Source organism: Schinkia acidoalkalinis, assembly GCF_054301215.1.
Genome location: NZ_CP182573.1, coordinates 3,475,266 through 3,498,160, shown reverse-complemented (window position 1 = coordinate 3,498,160; position 22,895 = coordinate 3,475,266). Strand labels below are relative to the sequence as shown.

Annotated in this window: 28 protein-coding genes; 2 read left to right on the top strand and 26 right to left on the bottom strand. The window is 38.5% G+C overall.

Annotated elements, in window-relative coordinates:
- Window positions 1-129: 129 nt before the first annotated feature.
- The 3 genes from ACNQFZ_RS17715 to ACNQFZ_RS17705 all read right to left on the bottom strand — a co-directional run bounded on the left by ACNQFZ_RS17715 (window position 130) and on the right by ACNQFZ_RS17705 (window position 1,966).
- Complete coding sequence (locus ACNQFZ_RS17715; RefSeq protein ID WP_458412627.1) at window positions 130-534, bottom strand: hypothetical protein; 405 nt, start codon at window positions 532-534, stop codon at window positions 130-132.
- 87 nt (window positions 535-621) lie between these two features.
- Window positions 622-1,206 (bottom strand): SMC-Scp complex subunit ScpB, encoded by a 585-nt coding sequence (gene scpB, locus ACNQFZ_RS17710; RefSeq protein WP_458412626.1) that lies wholly within the window; start codon window positions 1,204-1,206, stop codon window positions 622-624.
- The gene (locus ACNQFZ_RS17705; RefSeq protein WP_458412625.1) at window positions 1,196-1,966 is read right to left on the bottom strand and encodes a segregation/condensation protein A; all 771 of its coding nucleotides are present in this window, start codon (window positions 1,964-1,966) and stop codon (window positions 1,196-1,198) included. Before ACNQFZ_RS17705 ends, scpB begins: the two co-directional genes overlap by 11 nt.
- Before the next feature lie 215 nt (window positions 1,967-2,181).
- Between ACNQFZ_RS17705 and ACNQFZ_RS17700 the strand changes: the two genes are divergently transcribed.
- A complete protein-coding gene (locus ACNQFZ_RS17700; RefSeq protein WP_458412624.1) occupies window positions 2,182-2,286 on the top strand; it encodes a YjcZ family sporulation protein in 105 nt (34 codons plus the stop codon).
- Between the two features lie 98 nt (window positions 2,287-2,384).
- Window positions 2,385-2,915, top strand: a complete 531-nt coding sequence (locus tag ACNQFZ_RS17695) for a DUF309 domain-containing protein (protein WP_458412623.1) — start codon at window positions 2,385-2,387, stop codon at window positions 2,913-2,915.
- Here ACNQFZ_RS17695 and ACNQFZ_RS17690 read toward each other — a convergent pair.
- The 23 genes from ACNQFZ_RS17690 to ACNQFZ_RS17580 form a co-directional block, all read right to left on the bottom strand.
- Window positions 2,912-3,295, bottom strand: a complete 384-nt coding sequence (locus tag ACNQFZ_RS17690) for a GNAT family N-acetyltransferase (protein WP_458412622.1) — start codon at window positions 3,293-3,295, stop codon at window positions 2,912-2,914. The genes ACNQFZ_RS17695 and ACNQFZ_RS17690 overlap by 4 nt on opposite strands.
- A 128-nt stretch (window positions 3,296-3,423) precedes the next feature.
- On the bottom strand, window positions 3,424-4,350 hold the full coding sequence (locus tag ACNQFZ_RS17685) for an S-layer homology domain-containing protein (protein WP_458412621.1): 927 nt from the start codon (window positions 4,348-4,350) through the stop codon (window positions 3,424-3,426).
- Between the two features lie 151 nt (window positions 4,351-4,501).
- A complete protein-coding gene (locus tag ACNQFZ_RS17680; protein ID WP_458412620.1) occupies window positions 4,502-4,939 on the bottom strand; it encodes a peptidylprolyl isomerase in 438 nt (145 codons plus the stop codon).
- A 129-nt stretch (window positions 4,940-5,068) separates the two neighbouring features.
- On the bottom strand, window positions 5,069-5,512 hold the full coding sequence (locus ACNQFZ_RS17675; protein ID WP_458412619.1) for a C40 family peptidase: 444 nt from the start codon (window positions 5,510-5,512) through the stop codon (window positions 5,069-5,071).
- 208 nt (window positions 5,513-5,720) lie between these two features.
- Window positions 5,721-7,385 (bottom strand): glutamine--tRNA ligase/YqeY domain fusion protein, encoded by a 1,665-nt coding sequence (locus tag ACNQFZ_RS17670; protein WP_458412618.1) that lies wholly within the window; start codon window positions 7,383-7,385, stop codon window positions 5,721-5,723.
- Between the two features lie 130 nt (window positions 7,386-7,515).
- A complete protein-coding gene (gene lysA, locus ACNQFZ_RS17665; RefSeq protein WP_458412617.1) occupies window positions 7,516-8,838 on the bottom strand; it encodes a diaminopimelate decarboxylase in 1,323 nt (440 codons plus the stop codon).
- 184 nt (window positions 8,839-9,022) lie between these two features.
- Window positions 9,023-10,519: a spore germination protein gene (locus ACNQFZ_RS17660; RefSeq protein WP_458412616.1), complete on the bottom strand. Its 1,497-nt coding sequence runs from the start codon at window positions 10,517-10,519 to the stop codon at window positions 9,023-9,025.
- Window positions 10,503-11,075 (bottom strand): stage V sporulation protein AE, encoded by a 573-nt coding sequence (locus ACNQFZ_RS17655; protein WP_458412615.1) that lies wholly within the window; start codon window positions 11,073-11,075, stop codon window positions 10,503-10,505. The genes ACNQFZ_RS17660 and ACNQFZ_RS17655 overlap by 17 nt, the downstream gene beginning before the upstream one ends.
- A gap of 7 nt (window positions 11,076-11,082) precedes the next feature.
- A complete protein-coding gene (gene spoVAE, locus ACNQFZ_RS17650) occupies window positions 11,083-11,433 on the bottom strand; it encodes a stage V sporulation protein AE (protein ID WP_458415438.1) in 351 nt (116 codons plus the stop codon).
- Window positions 11,433-12,446 carry a stage V sporulation protein AD gene (spoVAD, locus tag ACNQFZ_RS17645; RefSeq protein ID WP_458412614.1) on the bottom strand — a complete coding sequence of 338 codons (1,014 nt, stop codon included), beginning with the start codon at window positions 12,444-12,446 and terminating at the stop codon, window positions 11,433-11,435. Before spoVAD ends, spoVAE begins: the two co-directional genes overlap by 1 nt.
- A 13-nt stretch (window positions 12,447-12,459) precedes the next feature.
- Window positions 12,460-12,918, bottom strand: coding sequence for a stage V sporulation protein AC (gene spoVAC / locus ACNQFZ_RS17640; protein ID WP_458412613.1), 459 nt, complete (start codon window positions 12,916-12,918; stop codon window positions 12,460-12,462).
- Between the two features lie 15 nt (window positions 12,919-12,933).
- Window positions 12,934-13,368, bottom strand: a complete 435-nt coding sequence (locus ACNQFZ_RS17635) for a stage V sporulation protein AB (RefSeq protein ID WP_458412612.1) — start codon at window positions 13,366-13,368, stop codon at window positions 12,934-12,936.
- On the bottom strand, window positions 13,358-13,984 hold the full coding sequence (locus ACNQFZ_RS17630; RefSeq protein ID WP_458412611.1) for a stage V sporulation protein AA: 627 nt from the start codon (window positions 13,982-13,984) through the stop codon (window positions 13,358-13,360). Before ACNQFZ_RS17630 ends, ACNQFZ_RS17635 begins: the two co-directional genes overlap by 11 nt.
- 120 nt (window positions 13,985-14,104) lie before the next feature.
- Entirely contained in the window at window positions 14,105-14,881 is a 777-nt protein-coding gene (gene sigF, locus ACNQFZ_RS17625) for an RNA polymerase sporulation sigma factor SigF (RefSeq protein ID WP_458412610.1), read from the bottom strand.
- A 12-nt stretch (window positions 14,882-14,893) separates the two neighbouring features.
- Window positions 14,894-15,334, bottom strand: coding sequence for an anti-sigma F factor (gene spoIIAB / locus ACNQFZ_RS17620; protein WP_458412609.1), 441 nt, complete (start codon window positions 15,332-15,334; stop codon window positions 14,894-14,896).
- The gene (spoIIAA, locus tag ACNQFZ_RS17615) at window positions 15,335-15,685 is read right to left on the bottom strand and encodes an anti-sigma F factor antagonist (RefSeq protein ID WP_458412608.1); all 351 of its coding nucleotides are present in this window, start codon (window positions 15,683-15,685) and stop codon (window positions 15,335-15,337) included. It abuts the gene before it with no gap.
- Between the two features lie 107 nt (window positions 15,686-15,792).
- Window positions 15,793-16,965 (bottom strand): D-alanyl-D-alanine carboxypeptidase family protein, encoded by a 1,173-nt coding sequence (locus ACNQFZ_RS17610; protein WP_458412607.1) that lies wholly within the window; start codon window positions 16,963-16,965, stop codon window positions 15,793-15,795.
- Between the two features lie 190 nt (window positions 16,966-17,155).
- The gene (locus ACNQFZ_RS17605; RefSeq protein WP_458412606.1) at window positions 17,156-18,457 is read right to left on the bottom strand and encodes a pyrimidine-nucleoside phosphorylase; all 1,302 of its coding nucleotides are present in this window, start codon (window positions 18,455-18,457) and stop codon (window positions 17,156-17,158) included.
- A gap of 45 nt (window positions 18,458-18,502) precedes the next feature.
- A complete protein-coding gene (locus tag ACNQFZ_RS17600) occupies window positions 18,503-19,324 on the bottom strand; it encodes a purine-nucleoside phosphorylase (protein ID WP_458412605.1) in 822 nt (273 codons plus the stop codon).
- A gap of 200 nt (window positions 19,325-19,524) precedes the next feature.
- Window positions 19,525-20,340, bottom strand: a complete 816-nt coding sequence (locus ACNQFZ_RS17595) for a purine-nucleoside phosphorylase (protein WP_458412604.1) — start codon at window positions 20,338-20,340, stop codon at window positions 19,525-19,527.
- A gap of 13 nt (window positions 20,341-20,353) precedes the next feature.
- Complete coding sequence (deoB, locus tag ACNQFZ_RS17590) at window positions 20,354-21,526, bottom strand: phosphopentomutase (protein WP_458412603.1); 1,173 nt, start codon at window positions 21,524-21,526, stop codon at window positions 20,354-20,356.
- A 94-nt stretch (window positions 21,527-21,620) separates the two neighbouring features.
- The gene (xerD, locus tag ACNQFZ_RS17585) at window positions 21,621-22,508 is read right to left on the bottom strand and encodes a site-specific tyrosine recombinase XerD (protein ID WP_458412602.1); all 888 of its coding nucleotides are present in this window, start codon (window positions 22,506-22,508) and stop codon (window positions 21,621-21,623) included.
- A gap of 18 nt (window positions 22,509-22,526) precedes the next feature.
- Entirely contained in the window at window positions 22,527-22,751 is a 225-nt protein-coding gene (locus ACNQFZ_RS17580) for a YqzK family protein (protein ID WP_458412601.1), read from the bottom strand.
- Window positions 22,752-22,895 lie beyond the last annotated feature (144 nt).

The window sequence follows — 22,895 nt, the reverse complement described above, 5'->3', positions numbered from 1 at the left end:
TCCTGTTGTTTGTACAAGTTTATGCAGGACAGGGCGTTTTAAGAAGCGAGAAATATTTATGGTAAAAATCGTTAAAATCAAAAAAGCATGATAGAAAAACTATCATGCTTTTTTCATTCAAATTTTGTTTTAGCCAACTACTACTGGTGATTTTAATTCAAATCCACCTTTTGAAATTTGCTCAACAATAGTAGGTAGCTTGGCATAATCTATTCCTTGGCAATATTCGATGAGTTCCTGTTGATCGTTAATATAAAGTCTTTTTCGATTTTTCAACTCGGGATTTTTTAGCATACAAAGTAACCCGGCCACATCTTTAAAGGAATAGGAATGATCTCCGACAGTAAACAACGGATTATTTTCGTATGGAACAAATTCGTTAAAAACTTCCTCAAAATATCTTACATAAAGAAGGGAGAAGGTTTTCTCTGCCCCATTTTCGGTAAATGTCACTTCAGAGCGATTAAAGTAGTCCTCCGATGTATTGGGCTGGGCCTTTTCTAATTCATACCCCTTAATTTCCTTAATTATCATGATTCCATCCCACCATTTTCTTATTTTGGTCGTCCTGACATATGTACTATATCATTATAAAAGACCTTTTTATTTTTATTCAAGTTATTATTCCCTAAAAGTTTCTTGAAATTTCTCGAAGAACAAATCAGCTTCCTCTTGTATTTCATCCTCATCGATTTTTTCAGGTAAAGGTGGTAGTTCATTGATTGTTTTAAGTCCAAAATATTCAAGAAAATCTTTTGTTGTACCGTATAAAAAAGCTCTTCCGGTACCTTCAGCACGGCCTACCTCTTTAATAAGCGATTTTGACATTAAAGTTGCAAGCGGGCGTTCTGTTTTAACGCCCCGAATTTCTTCAATTTCAGCCCTTGTAATTGGCTGTTTATAGGCGATGATTGCCAATGTCTCCAAAGCAGCCTGTGATAATGTCGAGGAAGTAGGAGAATCGACCAACCTCTTAAAATATTCGGCATGCTCCCGTTTCGTTGTTAGTTGATATACGCCTGCTACTTCAACTAAATCAATACCTCTTGATTCATGTGCATAATCTTTTTTAAGTTCTTCAATCAATTCAACTGCGATTACCTCACTTATTTGGAGCACATCTGCGATTTGTTTGATATCAATGCCTTCATCACCAACAATAAACAATAAGCCTTCTACGACAGATTTCAGTTGCTCAAGCTTCATGTGCTGAAACTCCTTTCTTGCTGTAAATAAAGATATCGTCGAAGTTCTTCTCTTGCTCACAACGAATTGCATTATTTTTCATTAGTTCTAAAATAGCTAAAAAGGTCACCACGATATAGGACCTTTCCATAATTGGAAATAACGAATAAAAACTCCGCCTTCCATTTGAATTTTCAAGCTCCGTCAAAATTTGCTCCATTCTTTGACGAATGGGAATTTCCTGGCGTTGGACGGTTGTTAATTTTGGTTCTTTCCATTTTTTTCGTTTTATTAAATGCTGAAGTGCACTTAACATATCATATATGGACACATCGGATATCGGGCTTTCTTTTTGATCAGGTATATATTGCGCTAAATTCCCAGGAGGCCGTGTATAAAGAAGGCTTCTGTCCTTTTCATACTCCTTTAACTGTGTCGCCGCCTCTTTATATTTTCGATATTCAAGCAGGCGTTGCATCAACTCTTCACGCGGGTCCTCCTCGATTTCCTCACCGTTTGTGCTTAGTTCATCATCAAGGATATCCTCTGTCTTTGGTAAAAGCATTTTACTTTTTATCGCAAGGAGAGTTGCCGCCATAACCAGATACTCACTGGCAACATCAAGCTCCAACACTTGCATGGTATGTATAAAAAGTAAATATTGCTCTGTGATTTGTGCCATTGGTATATCGTAAATATCAATTTCATAGCGATTAATTAAATGTAAAAGAAGATCCAAAGGGCCCTCAAAAGCATCTATTTTCACACTATATTCTATCATTTATCCCACCAAAACCTTCTTTAGAAAAATACTCACATTTAATAATAGCAAAATTTCGTTTAATTCTATAGGGGGTCGCAAAAATATGCAATATTTGCAATGTTTTTGCCTATTTTTTTTATTTAATATACATCCTGATATCTGCCTATACAAGTTCACACGATTTTCATATGTTATTAGCGTAAGCATTAATCAAACCGAAGGAGGAATAGTAAATGAGTGGAGTAGGTTGCGGAGGATATGGTGCAGGAGCAGGATTTGCTTTAATCGTTGTATTGTTCATTCTTTTAATTATCGTTGGAGCAGCTTGGTTATACTAATTCCAACTGCCCTAGAAGGAGTGCCTATCATAGGCACTTCTTTTTCATTTTATGGTACTATAAAACAAAGCAAACCTTATCCTAAGGAGTTAGAAAAAATGTATCTAAAATCCTATATTGAATTCCTCGTTCATTTTCACGGTTCAAGGGATTATTTTGAATGCCACGAAATTCTTGAGGAGTATTGGAAACAAGAAGATCCCAAAAACCGCTCTTCCATATGGGTCGGACTTATTCAAATAGCAGTCGCAATGTACCACCATCGTGCTGGAAATTTCAGAGGAGCGTCCCGAACATTAAGAAAAGCGATTGAAGTTCTCGAGCTGCAACAAAACAAAATAGCGGCTCTTGGTTTAGATGGCAAGCAACTTCTCAATTTACTACAACACAAACTGTCGGAAATTAACAATGGAGTTTTATACGAAAGTATGAATTTGCCAATTGTTGAAAAAACTTTATTGGAATCCTGCATACATCATTGCTCATACTTAGGTCTTACTTGGAATGAAAAAAGCGATTTATCCAATCAATATCTCATTAACAAACATTCTTTGCGTGATCGTAGCACTGTCATACATGAAAGAGAAAAACAATTATTTATAAGAAAAAGCGAAAGACCCAAATCCTAATTGGAATCTGGGTCTGACAATTCATTGCAATGTTCTTTAGACTGATCACATTTTTCGAAAAATTCAACTGTATATTCTGTAGGCCTTATTTCCATATTGCCTAATTGATTGCTAAGCGCTTTAACCATAGCTTTTCCTTTACCTTGACCCCGATACGAAGGATTAATGGATATATGACGAAGTTCTGCAACGTTTTCCTTTATTTTTATACCAATGGCACCAATAATATCGTCTTCTTTATATAGATAGAGTTGCCAATTATCATCTTCCTCATAAAGTCGAATTGTATTTTGAAGCTTTTTCAAATCTTTTTCTGAAGGCATAAAAGATAGAAGCCCCATCGCGATCTTTTCATAATTTTTCTTATAACGAATTAACATCCTAATCCCTCTTCGCTTTTATCATTCAAACAATACACCTTATTCAAAATAATAACGTATTCGCTCTATGTAATCAATGGGTATTTTAAAGAGGCTGCACCCAAAAAGAGCAGCCTCTTTACTAATTTTTACGTCGTTTTATTTACATCAGGTGCATTGGTTCCCGTATTATCTGTACCGTTTGTGTCAGTACCTGTCGTGTTGTTAGTAGTACCTGTATTATTGTTGTCGTTCGTATCTGTGCCAACTGTACCGGTATTGTTGTTATTAGTATTTGTGTTAGTATCATTTGTAGTATTTGTATCGTTATCGTTTGTTGTAATTTTTTCAGCAATATATCCAGCACGATAAGCCTTCATTAAGATTGATGCTATTTGCTCTCTCGTCACATTATGATTATAACCAAATGTGTTTTTATTTGTGTCAGTACCATTTAGCAAACCTAATTTGCGGGCATCATGGATATCATTATAATAACCGCTGTTTTTAGGCACATCACTAAATGGAGTTATATTTCCACCTAGTGTAGGTGTCTGTGTGAGCGTTTGGTCTCCAGTGTTTGTTTGATTATTGTTTGTACCCGTTGTTCCTTCGTTATTATTGGTAGTATCATTATCTGTGTTTGTATCATTTCCCCCAGTTGTTCCATTTGTATTAGGGGTTGTTGTATCATTTGTATCCGTACCATTATTCCCCACAGTATCATTACCGGTAGTAGTATCACCTGTAGTAGTTCCATTATTTGTGGTACCATTATTTGTTCCCGCTCCGGCATTGTCTGTATCATTATCGGAAGCCGCTGGAGTCCCATCACCATCAGCACTTTCATTCTGATTCAGGGCTGGATCCGGTGATGTAATATCTACTCCATCATCCGCCGGTGTCGTATCAGCAACGTTTAATGGTGTAAAATTCGTTCTATTATCATATCCCACAGGAGTTACATTATTTCTATTTCTGTCATTTCCTGCATCATTTGTTGCTACCCCACATCCCGTTGCTAGACCCATCACTATAAATGAAGTTGATAACACATTGATCAATTTTTTGTTCAATGGTATTGCCCCCTTTCACTACTATCATTTGTTCCAAAGGGCGCATTTATTTCTGTTATATCTATGTGAAAAAAGCAAAAAACCCCTGCCAATTTAATGGCAGGAGTTTTCCGGTGCGCAAAACCATGGCGCAAACCAACTTTAAACTTTTCTACTCTTCATCCCAAACTTTGACTTCTTTCATGACATCGCCTTGGCGAATTCTTAAAACAGTATCCATTCCTTCAATCACTTGACCAAATACAGTATGCACTCCGTTTAAGTGTGGCTGTGCTTCATGAACAATAAAAAATTGGCTGCCGCCTGTATCCTTTCCTGCATGGGCCATAGATAATGCTCCAGGTACATGTTTATGAGGGTTGCCTTCTGTTTCACATTTGATTGTGTAACCAGGACCACCCATGCCATTTCCGTAAGGGCAACCACCTTGGGCAACAAAGCCTTGAATAACACGGTGGAAGGTTAAGCCATTGTAGAAACCTTCGTTAGATAATTTTTCGAAATTTGCAACTGTTCCAGGTGCTTCGTTTGGAAAAAGTTCAATCATTATTTTTTCGCCATTTTCAAATTCAATGGATGCTTTTTTCATATTATGTATTCCTCCTACATCTATATTCTTCCCTATTTTACACTATTTGAACAAAATTAAAAATTTTTATGCAAACAAAATAGCAGAACTTATTTTTTTAGTTCTGCTCATTATATAAACGATTTTATTTTATAATACTTTAGCAGCGCCGTAATAGCGTGAACCCCAATAATATGGATCATCTAAGCTTGAAATCATGACACCCTTTGAAGTAGCAGAGTGAATGAACTGATTATCCCCTATGTATATACCTACATGCGAAATCCCAGAACCGGACGTTTTAAAAAATACTAAATCTCCCTTTTGTAAATCCGCTTTTTCCACATTTTCTCCTTGTTTATATTGCGATCTTGAAGAACGGGGTAGGTCGATGCCATTTTCGCTAAAAACTCTATGAACATAGCCGGAACAATCAAATTCGCCTCCGTATGGAGTGCCTATGTATTTTTCTGCGCTTTTAATTATGTTTTCAGCTACTTCACCTTTATCTTCATCAGCAGCAAATGTATTTGTTGCATAAGAAAAAGATAACAATATAATCATTGAGAAAAATGCTGTAAGTACCTTCTTCACATATTCACCTCCTGCCATTATTTTTTCTTTTTTTAATTTCTACAAAGAAAAATAAAAATCCTGTCGCATTATAGAAAAAACAGAATATTTTTTTGCTTTTTCATATTTCGTTCACATTTTTGGAAAATAATGAAACATATTTCCTTGCATTTACAAATAAAAAAGCGTCTGGTGACAATACCAGACGCTTTTTGCACAATTATGGTGTTTACAGTTTAAAAGAACTTTTTAATGACACAATCCGATTGAAAACCTTCTTATCGGCAGTGGTGTACTTTGAATCAACATTAAAGTATCCATGTCTAAAAAATTGGAATTTATCATGGATACTCGCTTTCATCATATCCGGTTCAACAAACCCTTGTAGTATTTCGAGTGAATTAGGATTAACATAATCTAAAAATGTTTTTCCTTCCTCTTCTTCATTTTCTTCTTTATCTAAAATAAAAGGTTCGTATAATCGAAATTCGGCAGGTTTTGCATTACTAGCTTCAACCCAATGTAATGTCCCTTTCACCTTACGTCCTGTAAAACCAGTGCCGCTTTTTGTTTCCGGATCATAGGTACAATGAATTTCAATTACTTCCCCATTTTCATCCTTAACGAAATCATGACATTTAATAAAATAAGCATGCTTTAAGCGAACTTCATTACCAGGGAATAAACGAAAATACTTATTAGGCGGGTTTTCCATAAAATCATCTTGTTCAATATATATTTCTCTAGAAAAAGGAATTTGCCGTACACCCATCTCCGGATTTTCCGGGTTGTTTTCAGCTTCAAGCCATTCCACTTCTCCCTCAGGATAATTGGTTATAACAACCTTTAGTGGGCGAACCACTCCCATCGTACGCGGTGCCTTCAGTTTTAAATCCTCTCTCACAAAATGCTCGAGCATTTGTTCATCTACAATACTATAGGCTTTGGCAACCCCTATTTCTTTACAAAAGGCACGAATTGCTTCTGGTGTATACCCTTTTCTTCTTAATCCGGATATCGTTGGCATTCTTGGATCATCCCAGCCATCAGCATAGCCTTCATCTACAAGCAACTTCAATTTTCGTTTGCTCATAACTGTATTTGTTATATTCAAGCGAGCAAATTCAATTTGTTTCGGTTGAGATTCCATCTTACATTCACGCACAACCCAGTCATATAACGGGCGATGATCCTCGAATTCCAATGTACAAATGGAATGGGTCACACCTTCAATTGCATCCTCAAGCGGGTGCGCGAAATCATACATTGGATAAATGCACCATTTATCACCTGTATTATGATGTGTAGCATGAGCAATTCTATAAATAACTGGATCTCTCATGTTAATATTCGGTGAAGCCATATCGATTTTTGCACGAAGAACTTTCTCTCCATCTTTAAATTCTCCGGCCCGCATTCTTTTAAAGAGATCAAGATTTTCTTCTACAGTTCTGTTTCGGTATGGGCTTTCCTTCCCTGGCTCCTTTAGTGTGCCTCGCATTTCCCGGATCTCTTCAGGTGTCGAATCATCGACATATGCTTTTCCTTTTTCAATTAAAACTAGTGCGCGATTATACATTTCTTCAAAATAATCCGAAGCAAAAAACAGATTATCCCAATCATAGCCGAGCCATTTCACGTCTTCCTTAATGGACTCAACGTATTCAGTGTCTTCTTTTAATGGATTTGTATCATCAAAGCGTAAATTGGTTTTTCCCTCAAACTCATCAGCAAGATCAAAATTTAGGATAATTGATTTTGCATGTCCGATATGTAAATAGCCATTTGGTTCAGGAGGAAACCTTGTGATAATCTCTTCGTATTTTCCTTCGTTTACATCCTCTAAAATTATATTTTTAATAAAATTAGAGGGAGTATGTTTCTTTTCTTCCATTACCGTCAACCTTTCTATGTATATCCATTTTGATTATAGGTATGTTGCTTTTATTTATAACATAAAATTGGGAAAATAAAAAGTGTCCTATTTTATATAGGACACAATCGTTAATACTTGTTTTTACTTTTTAGCTCATTTTAAGTTTACTTTTTAAAGGCAAATCCAAATGAATTAAATCCTCATAAGTTTCGCGTTTTACAACGAGCTGTGCTTCACCATTTTCAACAAAAACAACAGCAGGTCTTGGAATACGATTATAATTGTTCGCCATTGAATAACCATAGGCACCTGTACAAAAGACAGCTAAAATATCGCCAGGATTTGCTTTTGGAAGTGGTAAGTCCCAAATCAGCATATCTCCTGATTCGCAGCACTTTCCAGCAATCGAGACAGTTTCTTCGGCAACATCGTTTACACGATTTGCAAGTGCTGCTTCATATTTTGCTTGGTATAAAGCCGGTCTTAAGTTATCGCCCATGCCGCCATCAACAGCCAAATATTTTCTTACATCAGGAATCTCTTTATTGGATCCGACAGAATATAATGTAGTACCGGCATCACCAACAATGGAGCGTCCAGGTTCAATCCAAATTTCGGGTATATTGATGTTTAGATGATCAACATGTGATTTAACCTTATCAATAATCGCTGCCACATAATTTTCTGGTGGTATTGGATCGTCTTCCTCCGTGTATCGAATTCCAAAGCCGCCACCTAAATTTAAGACCTTTGGAACAAAATTCAATTCCTTTGACCATCTCTCGATTGCTCCAAATATTGTCTCAACAGCCATTAGAAATCCTGCTGTTTCAAATATTTGTGAACCGATATGGCTATGAATTCCTAAAAGCTCTAGGTTTTCTAAAGTTCTTGTAGTTTCAATTGCTTTTTCAACCTGTCCACTCTTAAGGTCAAAACCAAATTTGGAGTCAACTTGTCCAGTACTAATATAATCATGTGTATGCGCCTCCACCCCTGGAGAGATGCGCAGTAATACTGCCACTTTTTTATCTTTTTCAGAGGCTATTTTTTGCAATAATTCAAGTTCATAAAAATTGTCGGCAACAAAACAGCCAATTCCTGCTTCAATACCCATCCTTATTTCTTCAACGCTTTTATTATTACCGTGGAAATGGATTCGTTCTGCTGGAAAGTTTGCTGCTAATGCAGTATATAGCTCACCTGCAGAAACTACATCAAGACTTAAACCTTCCTCTTCCGCCACATTGATCATGGCAATCGTAGAGAATGCTTTGCTTGCATAGGCCACTTGTGCTTTTACTTGAAGTTTCTCAAATGTTTCTTTAAAAGCTCTTGCTCTTTTTCTCATTAAGGCTACATCATATACAAATAGCGGAGTTCCATATTCCTTTGCTAACTCAACTGTATCCACTCCGCCTATTTCAAGATGACCTGCCTCATTCACGCGACTTGTTCCATGAAAAAACATACATTTCCCCCTTGTCTAATCTATACCAAGAAAAGCTGTCTTAAAAAATATCCGTCATATATAGGAAGCCCTATAATTTGTCTGACATTTTTTGTGACAGCCTGATGTTGTAAATTAATTTTTAATATATTCAACTTTACCATATCGATTATATAATTGGCAATAGTTAAACTTTTTCAATTGATTAATTTAATAATGGTTTTCTTGTGGGTTGCTTTGAATCATTACGCGGATGTGTAATCTTAGGTCTTGTTTTATCTAAAGGCATTGCCACACGAACGAGAATTTGGAAAAAGGCCTTTGGATTAAATGGCATAAACGGCCATAAAAATGGTGTATTGAGCGAACGTAAGGAAGCCAAGTATAAGATGACAACTGTTAAACCAATTACAAATCCAGGCACATTGAAAAAGAAGACGGCAAACAGTAAAAGTATTTGAACAACCCGATTGGCTACACTTAATTCATAGCTTGGTGTTGCAAACGAGCCAATCGCAGCAACAGCCACATAAAGGATTACCTCAGCCGAGAAGAGACCTACATCAATGGCAATCTGCCCAATCAACGCAGCGGCAATTAAGCCCATCGCTGTAGACAGCGGCGTGGGGGTATGAATAGCTGCCATCCGCAATATATCGATTCCTAGATTCGCCAGAATAAGCTGCACAATAATTGGAATGTTATATTTCTTATTTGGACCAATAAAATCTAATGCTTCTGGAAGCAAATCAGGATTTTTCACAAATAAATACCAAAGCGGCACTAATAAAACAGAAGCGATCATCCCGATAAAACGTACCCAACGCAAAAAGGCACCAATCGCAGGGGTTTCGCGATATTCCTCGGCATGTTGAACATGATGGAAAAAGGTTGTCGGTGTAATAATAACACTCGGCGATGTATCAACCATAATGATGACATGCCCTTCCAATAAATGGGCCGCGGCAACGTCCGGTCTTTCTGTATACCTTACCAACGGGTATGGATTCCACCCTTGTTTTACAAGAAATTCCTCAATGGTTTTGTCTGCCATTGGAACTCCATCAATTTCGATTTCCTTAATTTCCTTTTTAATGATTTCAACGAGATTCGGGTCCGCCACATCTTGGAGATAGGCGATACAGACATCCGTTTTCGATCGTTCGCCGACTTTTACGATTTCGTGTCGTAGCCGTTCGTCACGTATGCGTCTTCTTGTTAACGCTGTATTAACAATAATATTTTCTGTATAGCCATCCCTTGCACCTCGAACGACTTTTTCTGTATCCGGTTCCTCTGGATTACGGCCAGGATAGCTTCTTACATCAATAATATAGGCGCTGTTCTCCCCATCAATCATGATAATGATAAGTCCAGAAAGCAGTTGATCGACAACCTTGTCCATATCATTTGCCGTTTCCACTTGTTGATGAACAAGGCGATTATGAATCACATCTTTGACTACAGTTTTAAAACTTTTTTCATTGTCATTAATTTCAACCAGTTCTTTTAACAACTCAATTATATAAGCAGAATCGCATAATCCATTTAAATAGTATAGATGGACTTCTTTTTTTAAAATATTAATTTTACGTACACCTAAGTCAAAGCTCGTTCCAATCCCAACACGATCCTTTAGAAACTTCTCATTTACAGTGATGGATGGTGAAATCGGCTTTTTTTCTTTAGTATTGGTTGTCATAATATCCACTCCTTTCCAATATTAATTGCACAGCGTTCATTGTAATCGGACAGCCATTTTTTACAGAATCATATCTTGCCATTTTCCCAATATCTCCTACCCCAACAACAATTGGCACATCAATTTCATCTAGAACGTAAACCGTGTCACCGTTTATTCTGCCAATTTCTATATCAGGCAAACCATTTTTATCAACACCAAATTCAGTTAAATTTCCATCCCGATCGATGGACACATCGACTCTGGTCCATTCGTTATATCTTGTTCTTGCCGCAACGGCGATCACACCAAGAACTTCAATATCAGGATGCTTAGCAACGTATTTTAACGCCCTTTCGCCGCAGCCTTCACCTGTTACACCACTATCATCAAACATTAAAAACACAGGTTCAGAAGCTGCTGTTTTCACTAATTTAACCATTTCTTCTCCCGACAATTTCGTTGGATTCCCCGCTGATTGAGAAATACAGCGGCCTCCAACCTTTTTTGCAGCAAACTTTATCGCACTATTTGCATATTCATCACCATCGGTTACCAATATCACTTTTCGTTTCATAAAATGATCACCCTTTTGGCTGGAAGATAAGTGCTACTAAAAAAGCGAACAAAATAGCAGCTGACATCGCTACTGATATAAATTGAAACATACCCGTTGCAATTCCTAAAAAGCCCTGCTCACGAGAGGCTGCCATTGCCCCATGCATTAAAGAGTGCCCAATGCCCGTAATAGGTACGGTAGCACCTGCTCCCGCAAAATCAATAAGTTTATCATATAAACCAAAACCATCTAAGATTGCTCCAGCAACAACAAAGGAACTCATAATATGGGATGGAGAAAGTTTCCCTTTGTCCATTAATACTTGACCAATCATACAAATAAAGCCACCGACAAGAAAAGCGATGATGTATTCCATCATGTCTCTTCAACCCTTTCAAAGACAACTCCATGGGCAATAGTGGGAATTGTCTCCTTTTGTTGAACCATAATCGGGCTTAATAATGCACCTGTTGCAACTACAAGAACCTTTTTAAAACTGCCAGCAATGATTTCTTTTATAAGATGACCATAGGTAACAACCGCCGAACATGCACACCCGCTTCCACCTGCGAATACTTCACGGGTTTTATGATAAATCATCAAGCCACAATCATTATATTTGGCACCGACATTATAGCCCTCATCGGAAAGCATTTTTCTTAAGATTGTTGCACCAATCCCGGACAAATCCCCTGTTACGATTAAATCATAATCATCTGGTGTTCTTTTCAAATCACGAAAGTGAGTAATAATCGTATCAGCTGCCGCCGGGGCCATGGCAGAGCCCATATCTAAGGGATTTGCGATTTCAAAATCAACAACCCTGCCAATCGTAGCAGCTGTTATTTTTACAGGACCTTTTTCCTTGCCAACTAAAATCGCCCCCGCCCCCGTAACTGTACACTGCGCAGTATCCGGTTTCTGTACTGCAAACTCGGTAGGAAACCGAAATTGCCGTTCCGCAGTTGCATTATGGCTGCTTACAGATGCCAATACTTTGTCTGCAAAGCCGCCGTCAATTAATGAGCAAGCGACAGCTAACGTTTCCATTGAAGTTGCACATGCGCTGAACATGCATAAAAATGGAATTTGATTTCCTCTAGCAACATAGTTGGAGGTAATATTTTGATTTAAAAGGTCCCCTGCTAGAAATAAGTCAATATCCTCTGCCCTCAGATTTACTTTACCTAAGCAAGCAGCAATCGAATCTTCCATCAACTTTCTTTCCGCAAGCTCCCAGTTTTTTTCGCCGCAATGAAGATGATCATATTTTATATCAAAACTTGGCCCAAGCGGCCCAGCCATTTCCATTGGTCCAACAGCGGTGCCGGTTGAATAAACAAAAATATCGTTTTGAAATTCCCAGGATTGCTTACCTAATCGGCCCATCTGGATCACCCTTTTATGTCAATAGTATTTTTACTGAATAACGGATAAACCCAATAATGGAGACAGCTACTACTCCATATACAAGTACAGCCCCTACAATTTTAAACATATTACCCGCGATTCCTAATACGATGCCCTCGCTCTTATGCTCAAGCGCTGCACTCGCCATTGAATTTGCTAATCCACTTACAGGTATAAGCGTACCTGCGCCTGCAAATTGTCCAAGTTTATCAAATATCCCAATACCGGTTAATAAAGCTGTGATGAAAATTAACGTCGCCAGCGTTAAGTTGCTTGCGATTAAATCTGATACATTATAAAAAAATATATATGCATTTTGTACGACTTGGCCAATCAGACAAATAAGGCCTCCGATTACATACGCTTTCAAGCTATTGAGAAAGTGTGATGATTTGGGCTGAAAAGATTTTATCTGCTCCTTATAGTTTTCTTTCATTAGTTTCTCTGCCATTAAAATCCTCCGCTGTTATGAATGTTTCATCAAATCAACAAAATAAACCCAATGGAACAATGACCCAAAAATCTTGCCAAAAACAATAGCCGTAAGGAGAATAATCAAACTTTCCTGTACACCAATCCTTTTCGCTAATATTGGCCATACATTCAGCACTTCTGTTAAAGCGGCTGCCAGCATTCCAACAAATATACCGTCTGCCAGCCCAATTGGAATCATGAACAAGGAAGAAAAATGATAGATGGTTTCCCTTAAGCCAATCCATCCCCCCGCAGTGGCTCCAAGGACAACACTCCATTCATACAGGTAAATATATTTCATTGTTTTTGTTAATTGTGTAAGTCTTGGGATGATCCCAAGTACGGCAAGAAACGCTACAAAACCTGCACCCACTGTAAGTCCCCCAGCAAAACCAACAAACATTGTTATCAAAATTTTAAGAGTCATGGCCTACTCTTTTGATGGTTTCTTTGTTTTCATTAATAATGACGTATTGATCCAACTCTTGTTGATATTTAAACATTTCAACCTCTAGAGGACTTGGTTCTTCATTTAAGCGCTTTTTAAAGAAATGATTAAAAAATAGAATCATCCCAATCCCTAACCCAAATGAGTATGGGATTTGCAATAGCAATGGTTTTTCTATATTTTCACCTGTCACGATGTAAAATAACTTTTGATGCACCTGTAGCATGGAAACATCCTCATGAAAATTCATAATGGCAATCGCTGATCCGATAAATAATAAGAACCACACGAGGATTAGAAAGGCTATTGGCGGTTTTTTTTGTTTATACATAACATCAATAATCGTTTGCGTTGGTCCGATGGTTTGAATATCGATTGAAGATTTAAAGCTTTGAATCACAGCGATTACTCTCATAAGATCAATGACTACAATGTTTTTATCACTTTTAGAAATTCGGTGTACAGGCAAATCCCGTAAAATGCCTAGGATTTCATCAGGACCAATGATTTGGGCGATGTCCCCAAGCGTGATGATTGAATCCGGAGCTGCTTGTAACCTGAGCCGCATCCTAAGATAAATCGTTTCCTCTTCCATTTAGTACACCTCACATTCGCATGTGCCAATTCCTTGTATTTGTAGTATGGATGTGGAATTCATGACTCATTCGAAAAATGTAAGTCCAATAAATGGCTTGAAAAACAAAAAAAGGATGAGTTAGACCCTCCCCGAGTCTATCTCATCCATTTGTTCTTTCATTTGCTGAAGAATTTTTTTCTCAAGCCGTGATACTTGGACTTGTGATATACCTAGCCTCCCTGCAACCTCCGACTGGGTTTGGTCTTTATAATATCGCAAATAAACAATGAGCCGTTCTCTTTCATCCAAACCCCTTATCGCTTCTTGAAGGGCGATCTTATCAAACCATCTAGCTTCTGAATGATCCGCAATTTGGTCAAGAAGTGTAATCGGATCTCCATCGTTTTCATAAACGGTTTCATGTATGGAGGAAGGCGTACGACTCGCTTCTTGGGCTAATACAACATCCTCCGGGGAGATTTCAAGCTCCTCGGCGATTTCTGTAATCGTCGGTGCTCTTCCATACCTTTTCGTTAGGTCATCTTTGACCTTCCTTATTTTATTTCCCGTTTCCTTTAATGACCGGCTTACTTTTACCGTCCCATCATCCCTTATAAAGCGCTGGATTTCGCCAATAATCATTGGAACTGCATAGGTTGAAAATTTCACATCATAGGATAGGTCAAATTTATCAACAGATTTCAGTAACCCAATACAACCAATTTGAAACAGGTCATCTGGTTCATAGCCGCGGTTGATAAATCGTTGCACGACAGACCAGACAAGCCGCATATTTTTTTGAACGATTAAATCACGAGCTTCCTGATCGCCGACTTGGCTCTTCTCAATTAATTCCTTTACTTCATGGTCCTTTAAGTACGCTTCCGTTTTTTGCTTTTTGACCTCCACATCCATAGGCAGATCTCCTTAATTACATAAAGCTTTACTATTAGCTAAGTATTTAGTTAAGTGAATGGTAGTCCCTTTATTTATTTCAGATTCAATGATGATATCATCCATGAAATTCTCCATAATGGTGAAGCCCATTCCCGAACGTTCTAATTCAGGTTTTGTTGTAAACAGCGGCTGTCTTGCTTCATCAAGATCAATGATGCCAATCCCTTCATCTTTGATCGTTAAATGAACAACTCCATCCTCTAAAATAACTGAAATATAAACTTCACCATCTGGATTCTTTTCATATCCATGGATGATTGCATTCGTAACGGCTTCGGATACAACCGTTTTAATTTCAGTTAATTCATCTAAAGTTGGATCCAATTGAGCTATAAACGCTGCTACCGTTACACGGGCAAATGATTCGTTCTGACTGAGTGCTGAAAATTTCAATTCCATTTTGTTTCTCACTTAGGCCACCCCCAACGTTTTTAGGGCATATTGTTCATCATCTACTAAACGAATGATTTTAAATAACCCTGACATATCAAAAAGTCTTTTTACAGCAGGTGAAATGGAACATACAACCATTTCCCCACCTTGACTTTGAATTTGTTTATAGCGGCCTAAGATCACACCCAATCCTGAACTATCCATGAATGTTAATTCCCGTAAATTCAAAACAATGTGGTGAATATTATTTTTTTCGATTTTCTCAGAAACCTTATTTCGTAAATTCTCTGCTGTGTGGTGGTCTAGCTCACCTTGTAAGCGGATGAGCAGTACATCTTTTTTTGTCTCCAAATTGATGATTAGACTCAACTCAAATTCCTCCTAATCTGAAAGTCTTAAGTGAGTCTTTTCGCTGCCTACTGATCAATTTCCTGCAACATGACAAAACTAGTGTTTATTCGTAAGTTTTTTTAAAACTAACTAGAAAATTTGGCAAAATCCCCCACTGTTCGCTTAAATAACTTCCACCATGAAGCAGCCTTAACATCTGTATTAGCTACTAATGGACTCTCCACGATGATTTTATCGCCTTTTTTCAAAAAAAGCTTTCCGATTTCATCCCCTTTATGAATGGGGGCTTTTAGGTTCTCATTTAAAATAACTTCTTGCTCAATATCCTTTATGTTTTCTCCCTTTTTCGTAAGCAAGGAGATATGTTCAGATGTAACAGCATTTATAGAGGGTTTGTCCCCTTTTGAAACCTTTACTTTAGAAAGAGGGTAATTCCTCTCATACATTGGGTGGGTTTGATATTGACTAAATGCATAATCTAACATTTTTGTAATCTGCCTGTTGCGGTCCTTCGGTGACGGCGCCCCCATGATGACCGCAATCACCCTCATGTCGTCTTTCTTTGCTGTTGCTGTTAAACAATATTTAGCCTCACTCGTATAACCGGTTTTAACACCATCCACCCCTGGATAAAACTTTACTAAGCGATTCGTGTTGACCAGCCAAAACTTTTTATCGGTATTTTCCCGTAAATAATCTTCATATGTGCCTGTATATTTTGTAATCCCATCATACTTCAATAATTCTTTTGCCATTATTGCCATATCATGTGCGGTACTATAATGCTCGACCGCCGGTAACCCTGTAGGATTTTTAAAGCTTGTGTTTTTGAGCCCCAGCTCCTTCGCCTTGTCATTCATCATGGCAATAAATGCGTCTGCAGAACCAGCTAAATGTTCCGCCATCGCAACAGATGCATCATTACCAGACGCTATCGCAATCCCTCTTAGCATTTCATCTACTGTCATTTCCTCTCCTGGCTCGAGAAAGATTTGCGACCCTCCCATCGAAGCAGCATATTCACTTGTTCTAACCTTGTCATTAAGCTTAATTTTCCCTTCATCCAATGCCTCCATAATTAATAGCATCGTCATGATCTTTGTCATACTCGCCGGGGGTAGCTTTTTATCTGCTTCCTTTTCATAAAGCACTGTACCCGTATCTCGTTCAATTAAAATAGCGGAAGAAGCGCTGTCTGCCAGGTCAACTTTAGATTCTTCTGCAAATGCAGTCGGTGACAGGAGTGTAAACAAAAATATGAAACATATTAAAATCTTTGACTCTCGTTTCTTAAACATAATCTCCCTCCTTTTTTTCAAAAGACATACTTTCATTAAATTGAAAACTTTATACTCGACATTTTTTCCATATTTTGATGTTTTATACCAATATTTACACTTTATTATTTGAAAAATAGGGACGATACATTTGTTCCAAAAACAAACAAAAAGGCATCCCATTATAGGGATACCTTTTTTTGCGCAGTGTCTATGAAATTTTATCGTAAATCAATGGCGGTGCTTTTGTTTCAGTTGATGATATTTTAAAACTTTGATATAGCAGTTCCTGTATATCACTAATATTTTCTGTATTACTATGGATTGTGACAAGCGCCTCGCCTTTTTTTACCGGATCTCCAATTTTTTTACGGAGCACAAGTCCGACGGCCAAATCGATGGTTGATTCCTTTGTTACTCTCCCAGCTCCTAGGAGCATCGCGGCCTTACCCACTTCATCAGCGATAATCGCTTCCACCCAACCATCTTCTTTTGCTTCCAATGGGAATTGGTAACGGGCTTTTGGTAGCTTTTCCGGGTTTTCAATAACTGACGGATCGCCACCTTGAGCTACGATAAATGTTTTAAATTTTTCAAAAGCCTCCCCAGATTGAATGGCTTCTGCTAATATATTTCGTGCTTCGTCGAGTGAAGCTGCTTTTTCAGCAAGAAATACCATGTGGCTTCCCAAAGTTAAACAAAGCTCCTCCAAATCCTTCGGTCCCTTGCCTTTTAAGGTATTAATTGCTTCTTCGACCTCCAGCGCATTGCCGATTGCAAATCCGAGAGGCTGGCTCATATCTGAGATAATGGCCATCGTTCTGCGGCCGACATTGTTGCCGATATCAACCATTGCTTTTGCCAATTCTTTGGCATCCTCTAAATCTTTCATGAAAGCTCCAGCGCCCGTTTTGACATCTAAAACAATTGCATCTGCACCGGCGGCTATTTTTTTGCTCATGATGGAGCTTGCAATTAATGGGATTGAGTTCACCGTTGCCGTCACATCGCGAAGACTGTACAGCTTCTTATCAGCTGGTGTTAAATTGCCGCTTTGGCCGACGACAGCGACTTTATTTTTATTAACCAGGTCGATAAATTGCTTCGTTTCAAGCTCAACGTGAAAGCCACTGATTGACTCTAATTTGTCAATCGTACCGCCTGTATGGCCTAAACCACGGCCTGACATTTTTGCTACCGGTACACCAACAGAAGCTACCAATGGGGCTAATACCAAAGTTGTCGTATCACCGACTCCACCTGTGGAATGTTTATCAACTTTAATTCCCTCAATCGCCGAAAGGTCAATTTTATCCCCGGAGTCGACCATCGCTAATGTTAATTCTGCCCGCTCTTTTTCTGCCATGCCTTGAAAAAATACAGCCATCGCGAAAGCACTCATTTGGTAGTCCGGTATCGTGCCGTTCGTATAACCTTCAATGATAAAGCGAATTTCTTCTTTCGATAGCTCTTTTCCGTCCCGTTTTTTCTCTATTATATCAACCATTCTCATCCCAATTAACCCCTGCCTTAATTTATCATTATGATTTGTTCTGAACTAAAGAGCAGTAACTAGTTCTTTGACAAGATTGATAAACTTTGGTTTCGTTCGATTGGCAACCTCAACCACTTGCTCATGTGTTAATGGCTCCAAGTCTTCACCAATTGCCATATCAGTAACACATGAGATGCCCAGTACTTTCATTTTCATATGGCTGGCAACAATCACCTCTGGCACAGTAGACATGCCGACAGCGTCACCGCCAAGATTACGAAGCATGATTAATTCAGCTGGTGTATTATAAGTTGGCCCAGAGATTCCGGCATATACCCCTTGTTGCACGTTTATATTTAATTTTTGAGCTGTTGTCATTGCTAGTTTCACTAATTGTGGCGTATAAGCACGGCTCATATCCGGAAAGCGTACTCCAAGTTCCGCTTCATTCGGCCCAATTAATGGATTGGCTCCTGTCATATTCAAATGGTCAGTAATGATCATTAAGTCGCCCGGCTGGAAGCTCTCATTCATCCCGCCGCAGGCGTTTGTAACGAAAATCGCTTCAATGCCAAGTCCTTTCATAACACGGACAGGAAAGGTGACCTCTTGCATCGAGTAACCTTCATAATAATGGAATCTTCCTTGCATCGCTAAAACAGCTTTCCCCTTTAGTTTGCCAATGACCAGTTTCCCTGCATGGCCTTCAACAGTCGAAACAGGAAAGTGGGGAATATCCTTGTAATCGATTTTTACTGCATCTCCAATCTCATCAGCCAGTTCACCTAATCCCGAACCTAATATTAGGCCAATTGTCGGTTTTACCTTCGTTTGATTTTCTATGTAGAAGACCGCTTCTTTCATTTTTGCGAGAAGATTTTCCATTACTGTCACTCCTTTTGATTTGGTGCTCTTTCGTTATAATAATATTAATCTTACCACGGAAATGAAGACAGATTTCGCACTCCCATCACAATATTTGTCCTCAAAATGCAGAAATGCGGACATTTATCCAACTCACAATGCTATTATTATCCTCATTTGGCAAGGCTTCACATGTCTCCGTCACTTTTTTCAACAACTGGTCAGATAACCTTAACCAATTCTTTCACGAACGTAAGAAACTGTTCTTTTACCTTTTCAGTGGTTTCAATCACTTCGTCATGCGTTAATGGCTGATTGAGGATCCCTGCAGCCATATTGGATATGCAGGATATTCCCAATACTTTAAGGCCACTATGTCTGGCAATGATCACTTCCGGCACAGTAGACATCCCGACCGCATCCCCGCCAAGCTTTCGAATCATCCGGATTTCTGCCGGTGTTTCATAACTTGGTCCAGTATTGGCAACATAGACTCCTTCTTTGATGGAGAGTACTAACCTAGAGGCCACTTGCTTTGCTTTTTCACGGAGCTGCTCGCAATACGCTGTTGACATTTCAGGAAAGCGTACGCCGAAGGCCGGATCATTTGGTCCTATCAATGGATTTTCTCCCATATTGTTAATGTGGTCTTTGATAAGCATTAAATCTCCGGGAGCATAGGATATATTGACACCACCTGCAGCATTGGTAACAATCAGCTTCTCGACACCAAGCAGTTTCATCACCCGAATCGGGAAAGTTACCTTATCAAGTGAATAGCCCTCATAATAATGGAATCTTCCTTGCATGGTCACAACTTGAACACCTTCTAAATTGCCGATGACCAACTGTCCCTTATGCCCCTCAACAGTTGATACAGGGAAATTTGGAATATCATGATATGGAATTTTAACTGGATTGACAATTTCATCAGCTAAAATTCCGAGTCCTGATCCTAAGATTAAACCAAGTGTTGGCGAACCCTTACTTTTCGATTGAATATAATTTGCTGCTTGCTTGAACGGCTGTTTATCCATTTATTCATCTCCCTTAAATACTATTAAGAAAGCTTTCCCCGTACTTCGGCATTGGGACACCAAAATTATCGGCAATCGTAGCCCCAATATCGGCGAACGTTTTCGATATTGGCAACTGTTTGCCAACCTCAATTCCTTTATGAAAAATAAGTAACGGAACATACTCACGAGTATGGTCTGTACCGTGGTGGACAGGGTCATTGCCATGGTCGGCTGTTATCATTAGTAAATCATCATCGTTTATGAGTTCAAAAACTTCACCTAAGCGCTCATCAAACTCCTCCAATGCCTTTCCATAGCCAACTGGATCACGGCGATGGCCGAATTTTGCATCAAAATCAACAAGGTTTAAAAAGCTCAAACCAGTAAACTCGCGTTTAAATGTATCATTTAAGCGGTCCATCCCATCTAAATTTGATTTCGTGCGCAAGCTTTTCGTAACGCCTTCGCCGTCAAAGATATCGGAAATTTTCCCAACGGCAATTACCTCATATTGGTGATCCTTTAATTCGTTCATTACCGTCCGGTCAAACGGTTTTAAGGCATAATCGTGGCGATTTGGGGTTCTTTCAAAGTTTCCTGGTGTACCGATAAATGGACGGGCAATGATGCGTCCAACCATATATTTTTCATTTAACGTAAGCTCGCGGGCAATTTTACAAATGTTATAAAGCTCATCAAGCGGCACAATTTCTTCATGAGCCGCGATTTGTAATACAGAATCTGCAGATGTATATACAATAATATTGCCTGTTTCCATATGTTCCTTCCCAAGTTCTACAAGAATTTCAGTACCGGAAGCAGGTTTATTGCCAATCACCTTGCGTCCCGTACGTTCTTCAAGTTCTGAAATTAGCTCACTCGGAAAGCCGTTTGGAAATGTTTGAAACGGTGTATCAATATGTAAGCCCATCATTTCCCAATGGCCTGTCATCGTATCTTTACCAACTGAGGCTTCCTGCATCTTCGTATAATGAGCTAAAGGCCGTTCTGCTACTAGAACACCTTTTAATTCCCTAATGTTACTTAAACCAAGCTTGGCCATATTCGGCATCTTCAATCCGTTCATATACTCTGCGATATGTCCGAGCGTATCTGCACCTTTATCATCATATTTCTCTGCGTCTGGAGCCTCCCCAATTCCAACTGAATCCATCACAATTAAAAAAATTCGCTTAAATTTCATGTAAACGACCTCCTAACCTTTAGTAATTTCCCTTTCATGGTGATAAATACAATCAATATTTCATCGCCCAATGTCAGACCACCGATGGCAAATTTCATGCGCGCGGATGGTATGCTTTATATATATCTGTTAATCTAGTTTTTGTCACTTGAGCGTAAATTTGCGTCGTCGAAATATCTGCATGACCAAGCATTTCTTGAACGGCCCGCAGGTCGGCGCCGTTTTCTAATAAATGTACGGCAAATGAATGTCTAAGCGTATGTGGTGTTATTTCATCGTCAATGTTCGCTTCCTTTGCGATATTTTTAAGGATCTTCCAAAATCCTTGCCTTGACAGTCTTTGACCATGGTGATTGAGAAACAAGGCCACATTTTCATGATTTCGCAGCAATGTAGCACGTGCCTTTTCTATGTATAATGTTAATGCCTCACAGGCAATCTTACCTAACGGAATGATTCTTTCTTTTTTATTTTTTCCTACACAACGCACAAAGCCTAGAGCTACATGAACATCGCCAACATTTAATAAAACGAGTTCTGATACACGAATTCCGGTTGCATATAAAACTTCCAGCATTGCTTTATCACGTATCCCAAAATCATTGTCGAGTTTTGGGGTATTTAATAAAGACTCCACTTCGGTTTGCGTAAGCACCTTTGGGAGCCTTCTTTCATGTTGGGGCAACTCAATTATTACACTGGGATCTGTCGTTGTCATTTTTTCACGCAAAAGAAATTGATGCAGTGCACGAATGGATGAAATATTTCTTGAAATGGTTGCGGAAGCTTTTTTTTGTTCTTTTAAAAATGACAAAAAATTGATGATGTGAATTCTCCTTACAGCTTCAAAGGACACAATTTCGACTGCCTCTAAATAATTGATATACTGTGTTAAATCCCTGCGATACGATTGCACCGTATTGTCTGCGGCCCGTTTTTCTACCATTAAATACTGCAAAAAAGCTTCTAAGTGGTTATTCATACATACAGGCTCCTTTTACTACTCCCCATTTTGATAAAAATAAATCAGTCGATCGACCCAGGATGGTGTATAATCATCGATTGATGCTGAAACCTTCAAGGCACCTCCTTCTGGCTCATCGTAACGGTGGTACTGTTCATATTCTTGATTTATCCAAATAATTCCATAATAAAAAAGCAACGTACAGCCGGTAAATAATATAAAAACTTTTATCGTATCAAAAGCAATTTTCAAAAATGACATTTCTCATCCCTCCCATAACTAAAAAATAGTGTAATTGTGTACAACCCTCTATTTAAAGATATGTCAACAATGAGAAATTTTATACATGGTGGAAAATATAGAAAGCATTTCCTTTATTTTAAGGTACAGAAAAACCGGGGTTTT

Coding starts and splice junctions, on each gene's coding strand:
- ACNQFZ_RS17660 (WP_458412616.1), bottom strand. CDS start 10,519: ATGACAACCAATACTAAAGAAAAAAAGCCGATTTCACCATCCATCACT.
- sigF (WP_458412610.1), bottom strand. CDS start 14,881: ATGGATGTGGAGGTCAAAAAGCAAAAAACGGAAGCGTACTTAAAGGAC.
- ACNQFZ_RS17705 (WP_458412625.1), bottom strand. CDS start 1,966: ATGATAGAATATAGTGTGAAAATAGATGCTTTTGAGGGCCCTTTGGAT.
- ACNQFZ_RS17655 (WP_458412615.1), bottom strand. CDS start 11,075: ATGAAACGAAAAGTGATATTGGTAACCGATGGTGATGAATATGCAAAT.
- ACNQFZ_RS17635 (WP_458412612.1), bottom strand. CDS start 13,368: ATGACTCTTAAAATTTTGATAACAATGTTTGTTGGTTTTGCTGGGGGA.
- ACNQFZ_RS17605 (WP_458412606.1), bottom strand. CDS start 18,457: ATGAGAATGGTTGATATAATAGAGAAAAAACGGGACGGAAAAGAGCTA.
- ACNQFZ_RS17690 (WP_458412622.1), bottom strand. CDS start 3,295: ATGTTAATTCGTTATAAGAAAAATTATGAAAAGATCGCGATGGGGCTT.
- ACNQFZ_RS17600 (WP_458412605.1), bottom strand. CDS start 19,324: ATGGAAAATCTTCTCGCAAAAATGAAAGAAGCGGTCTTCTACATAGAA.
- ACNQFZ_RS17595 (WP_458412604.1), bottom strand. CDS start 20,340: ATGGATAAACAGCCGTTCAAGCAAGCAGCAAATTATATTCAATCGAAA.
- ACNQFZ_RS17630 (WP_458412611.1), bottom strand. CDS start 13,984: ATGGAAGAGGAAACGATTTATCTTAGGATGCGGCTCAGGTTACAAGCA.
- scpB (WP_458412626.1), bottom strand. CDS start 1,206: ATGAAGCTTGAGCAACTGAAATCTGTCGTAGAAGGCTTATTGTTTATT.
- ACNQFZ_RS17610 (WP_458412607.1), bottom strand. CDS start 16,965: ATGTTTAAGAAACGAGAGTCAAAGATTTTAATATGTTTCATATTTTTG.
- xerD (WP_458412602.1), bottom strand. CDS start 22,508: ATGAATAACCACTTAGAAGCTTTTTTGCAGTATTTAATGGTAGAAAAA.
- spoVAC (WP_458412613.1), bottom strand. CDS start 12,918: ATGGCAGAGAAACTAATGAAAGAAAACTATAAGGAGCAGATAAAATCT.
- ACNQFZ_RS17670 (WP_458412618.1), bottom strand. CDS start 7,385: ATGGAAGAAAAGAAACATACTCCCTCTAATTTTATTAAAAATATAATT.
- ACNQFZ_RS17700 (WP_458412624.1), top strand. CDS start 2,182: ATGAGTGGAGTAGGTTGCGGAGGATATGGTGCAGGAGCAGGATTTGCT.
- lysA (WP_458412617.1), bottom strand. CDS start 8,838: ATGTTTTTTCATGGAACAAGTCGCGTGAATGAGGCAGGTCATCTTGAA.
- ACNQFZ_RS17580 (WP_458412601.1), bottom strand. CDS start 22,751: ATGTCATTTTTGAAAATTGCTTTTGATACGATAAAAGTTTTTATATTA.
- deoB (WP_458412603.1), bottom strand. CDS start 21,526: ATGAAATTTAAGCGAATTTTTTTAATTGTGATGGATTCAGTTGGAATT.
- spoVAE (WP_458415438.1), bottom strand. CDS start 11,433: ATGGAATACATCATCGCTTTTCTTGTCGGTGGCTTTATTTGTATGATT.
- ACNQFZ_RS17715 (WP_458412627.1), bottom strand. CDS start 534: ATGATAATTAAGGAAATTAAGGGGTATGAATTAGAAAAGGCCCAGCCC.
- spoVAD (WP_458412614.1), bottom strand. CDS start 12,446: ATGGGCCGATTAGGTAAGCAATCCTGGGAATTTCAAAACGATATTTTT.
- ACNQFZ_RS17680 (WP_458412620.1), bottom strand. CDS start 4,939: ATGAAAAAAGCATCCATTGAATTTGAAAATGGCGAAAAAATAATGATT.
- ACNQFZ_RS17695 (WP_458412623.1), top strand. CDS start 2,385: ATGTATCTAAAATCCTATATTGAATTCCTCGTTCATTTTCACGGTTCA.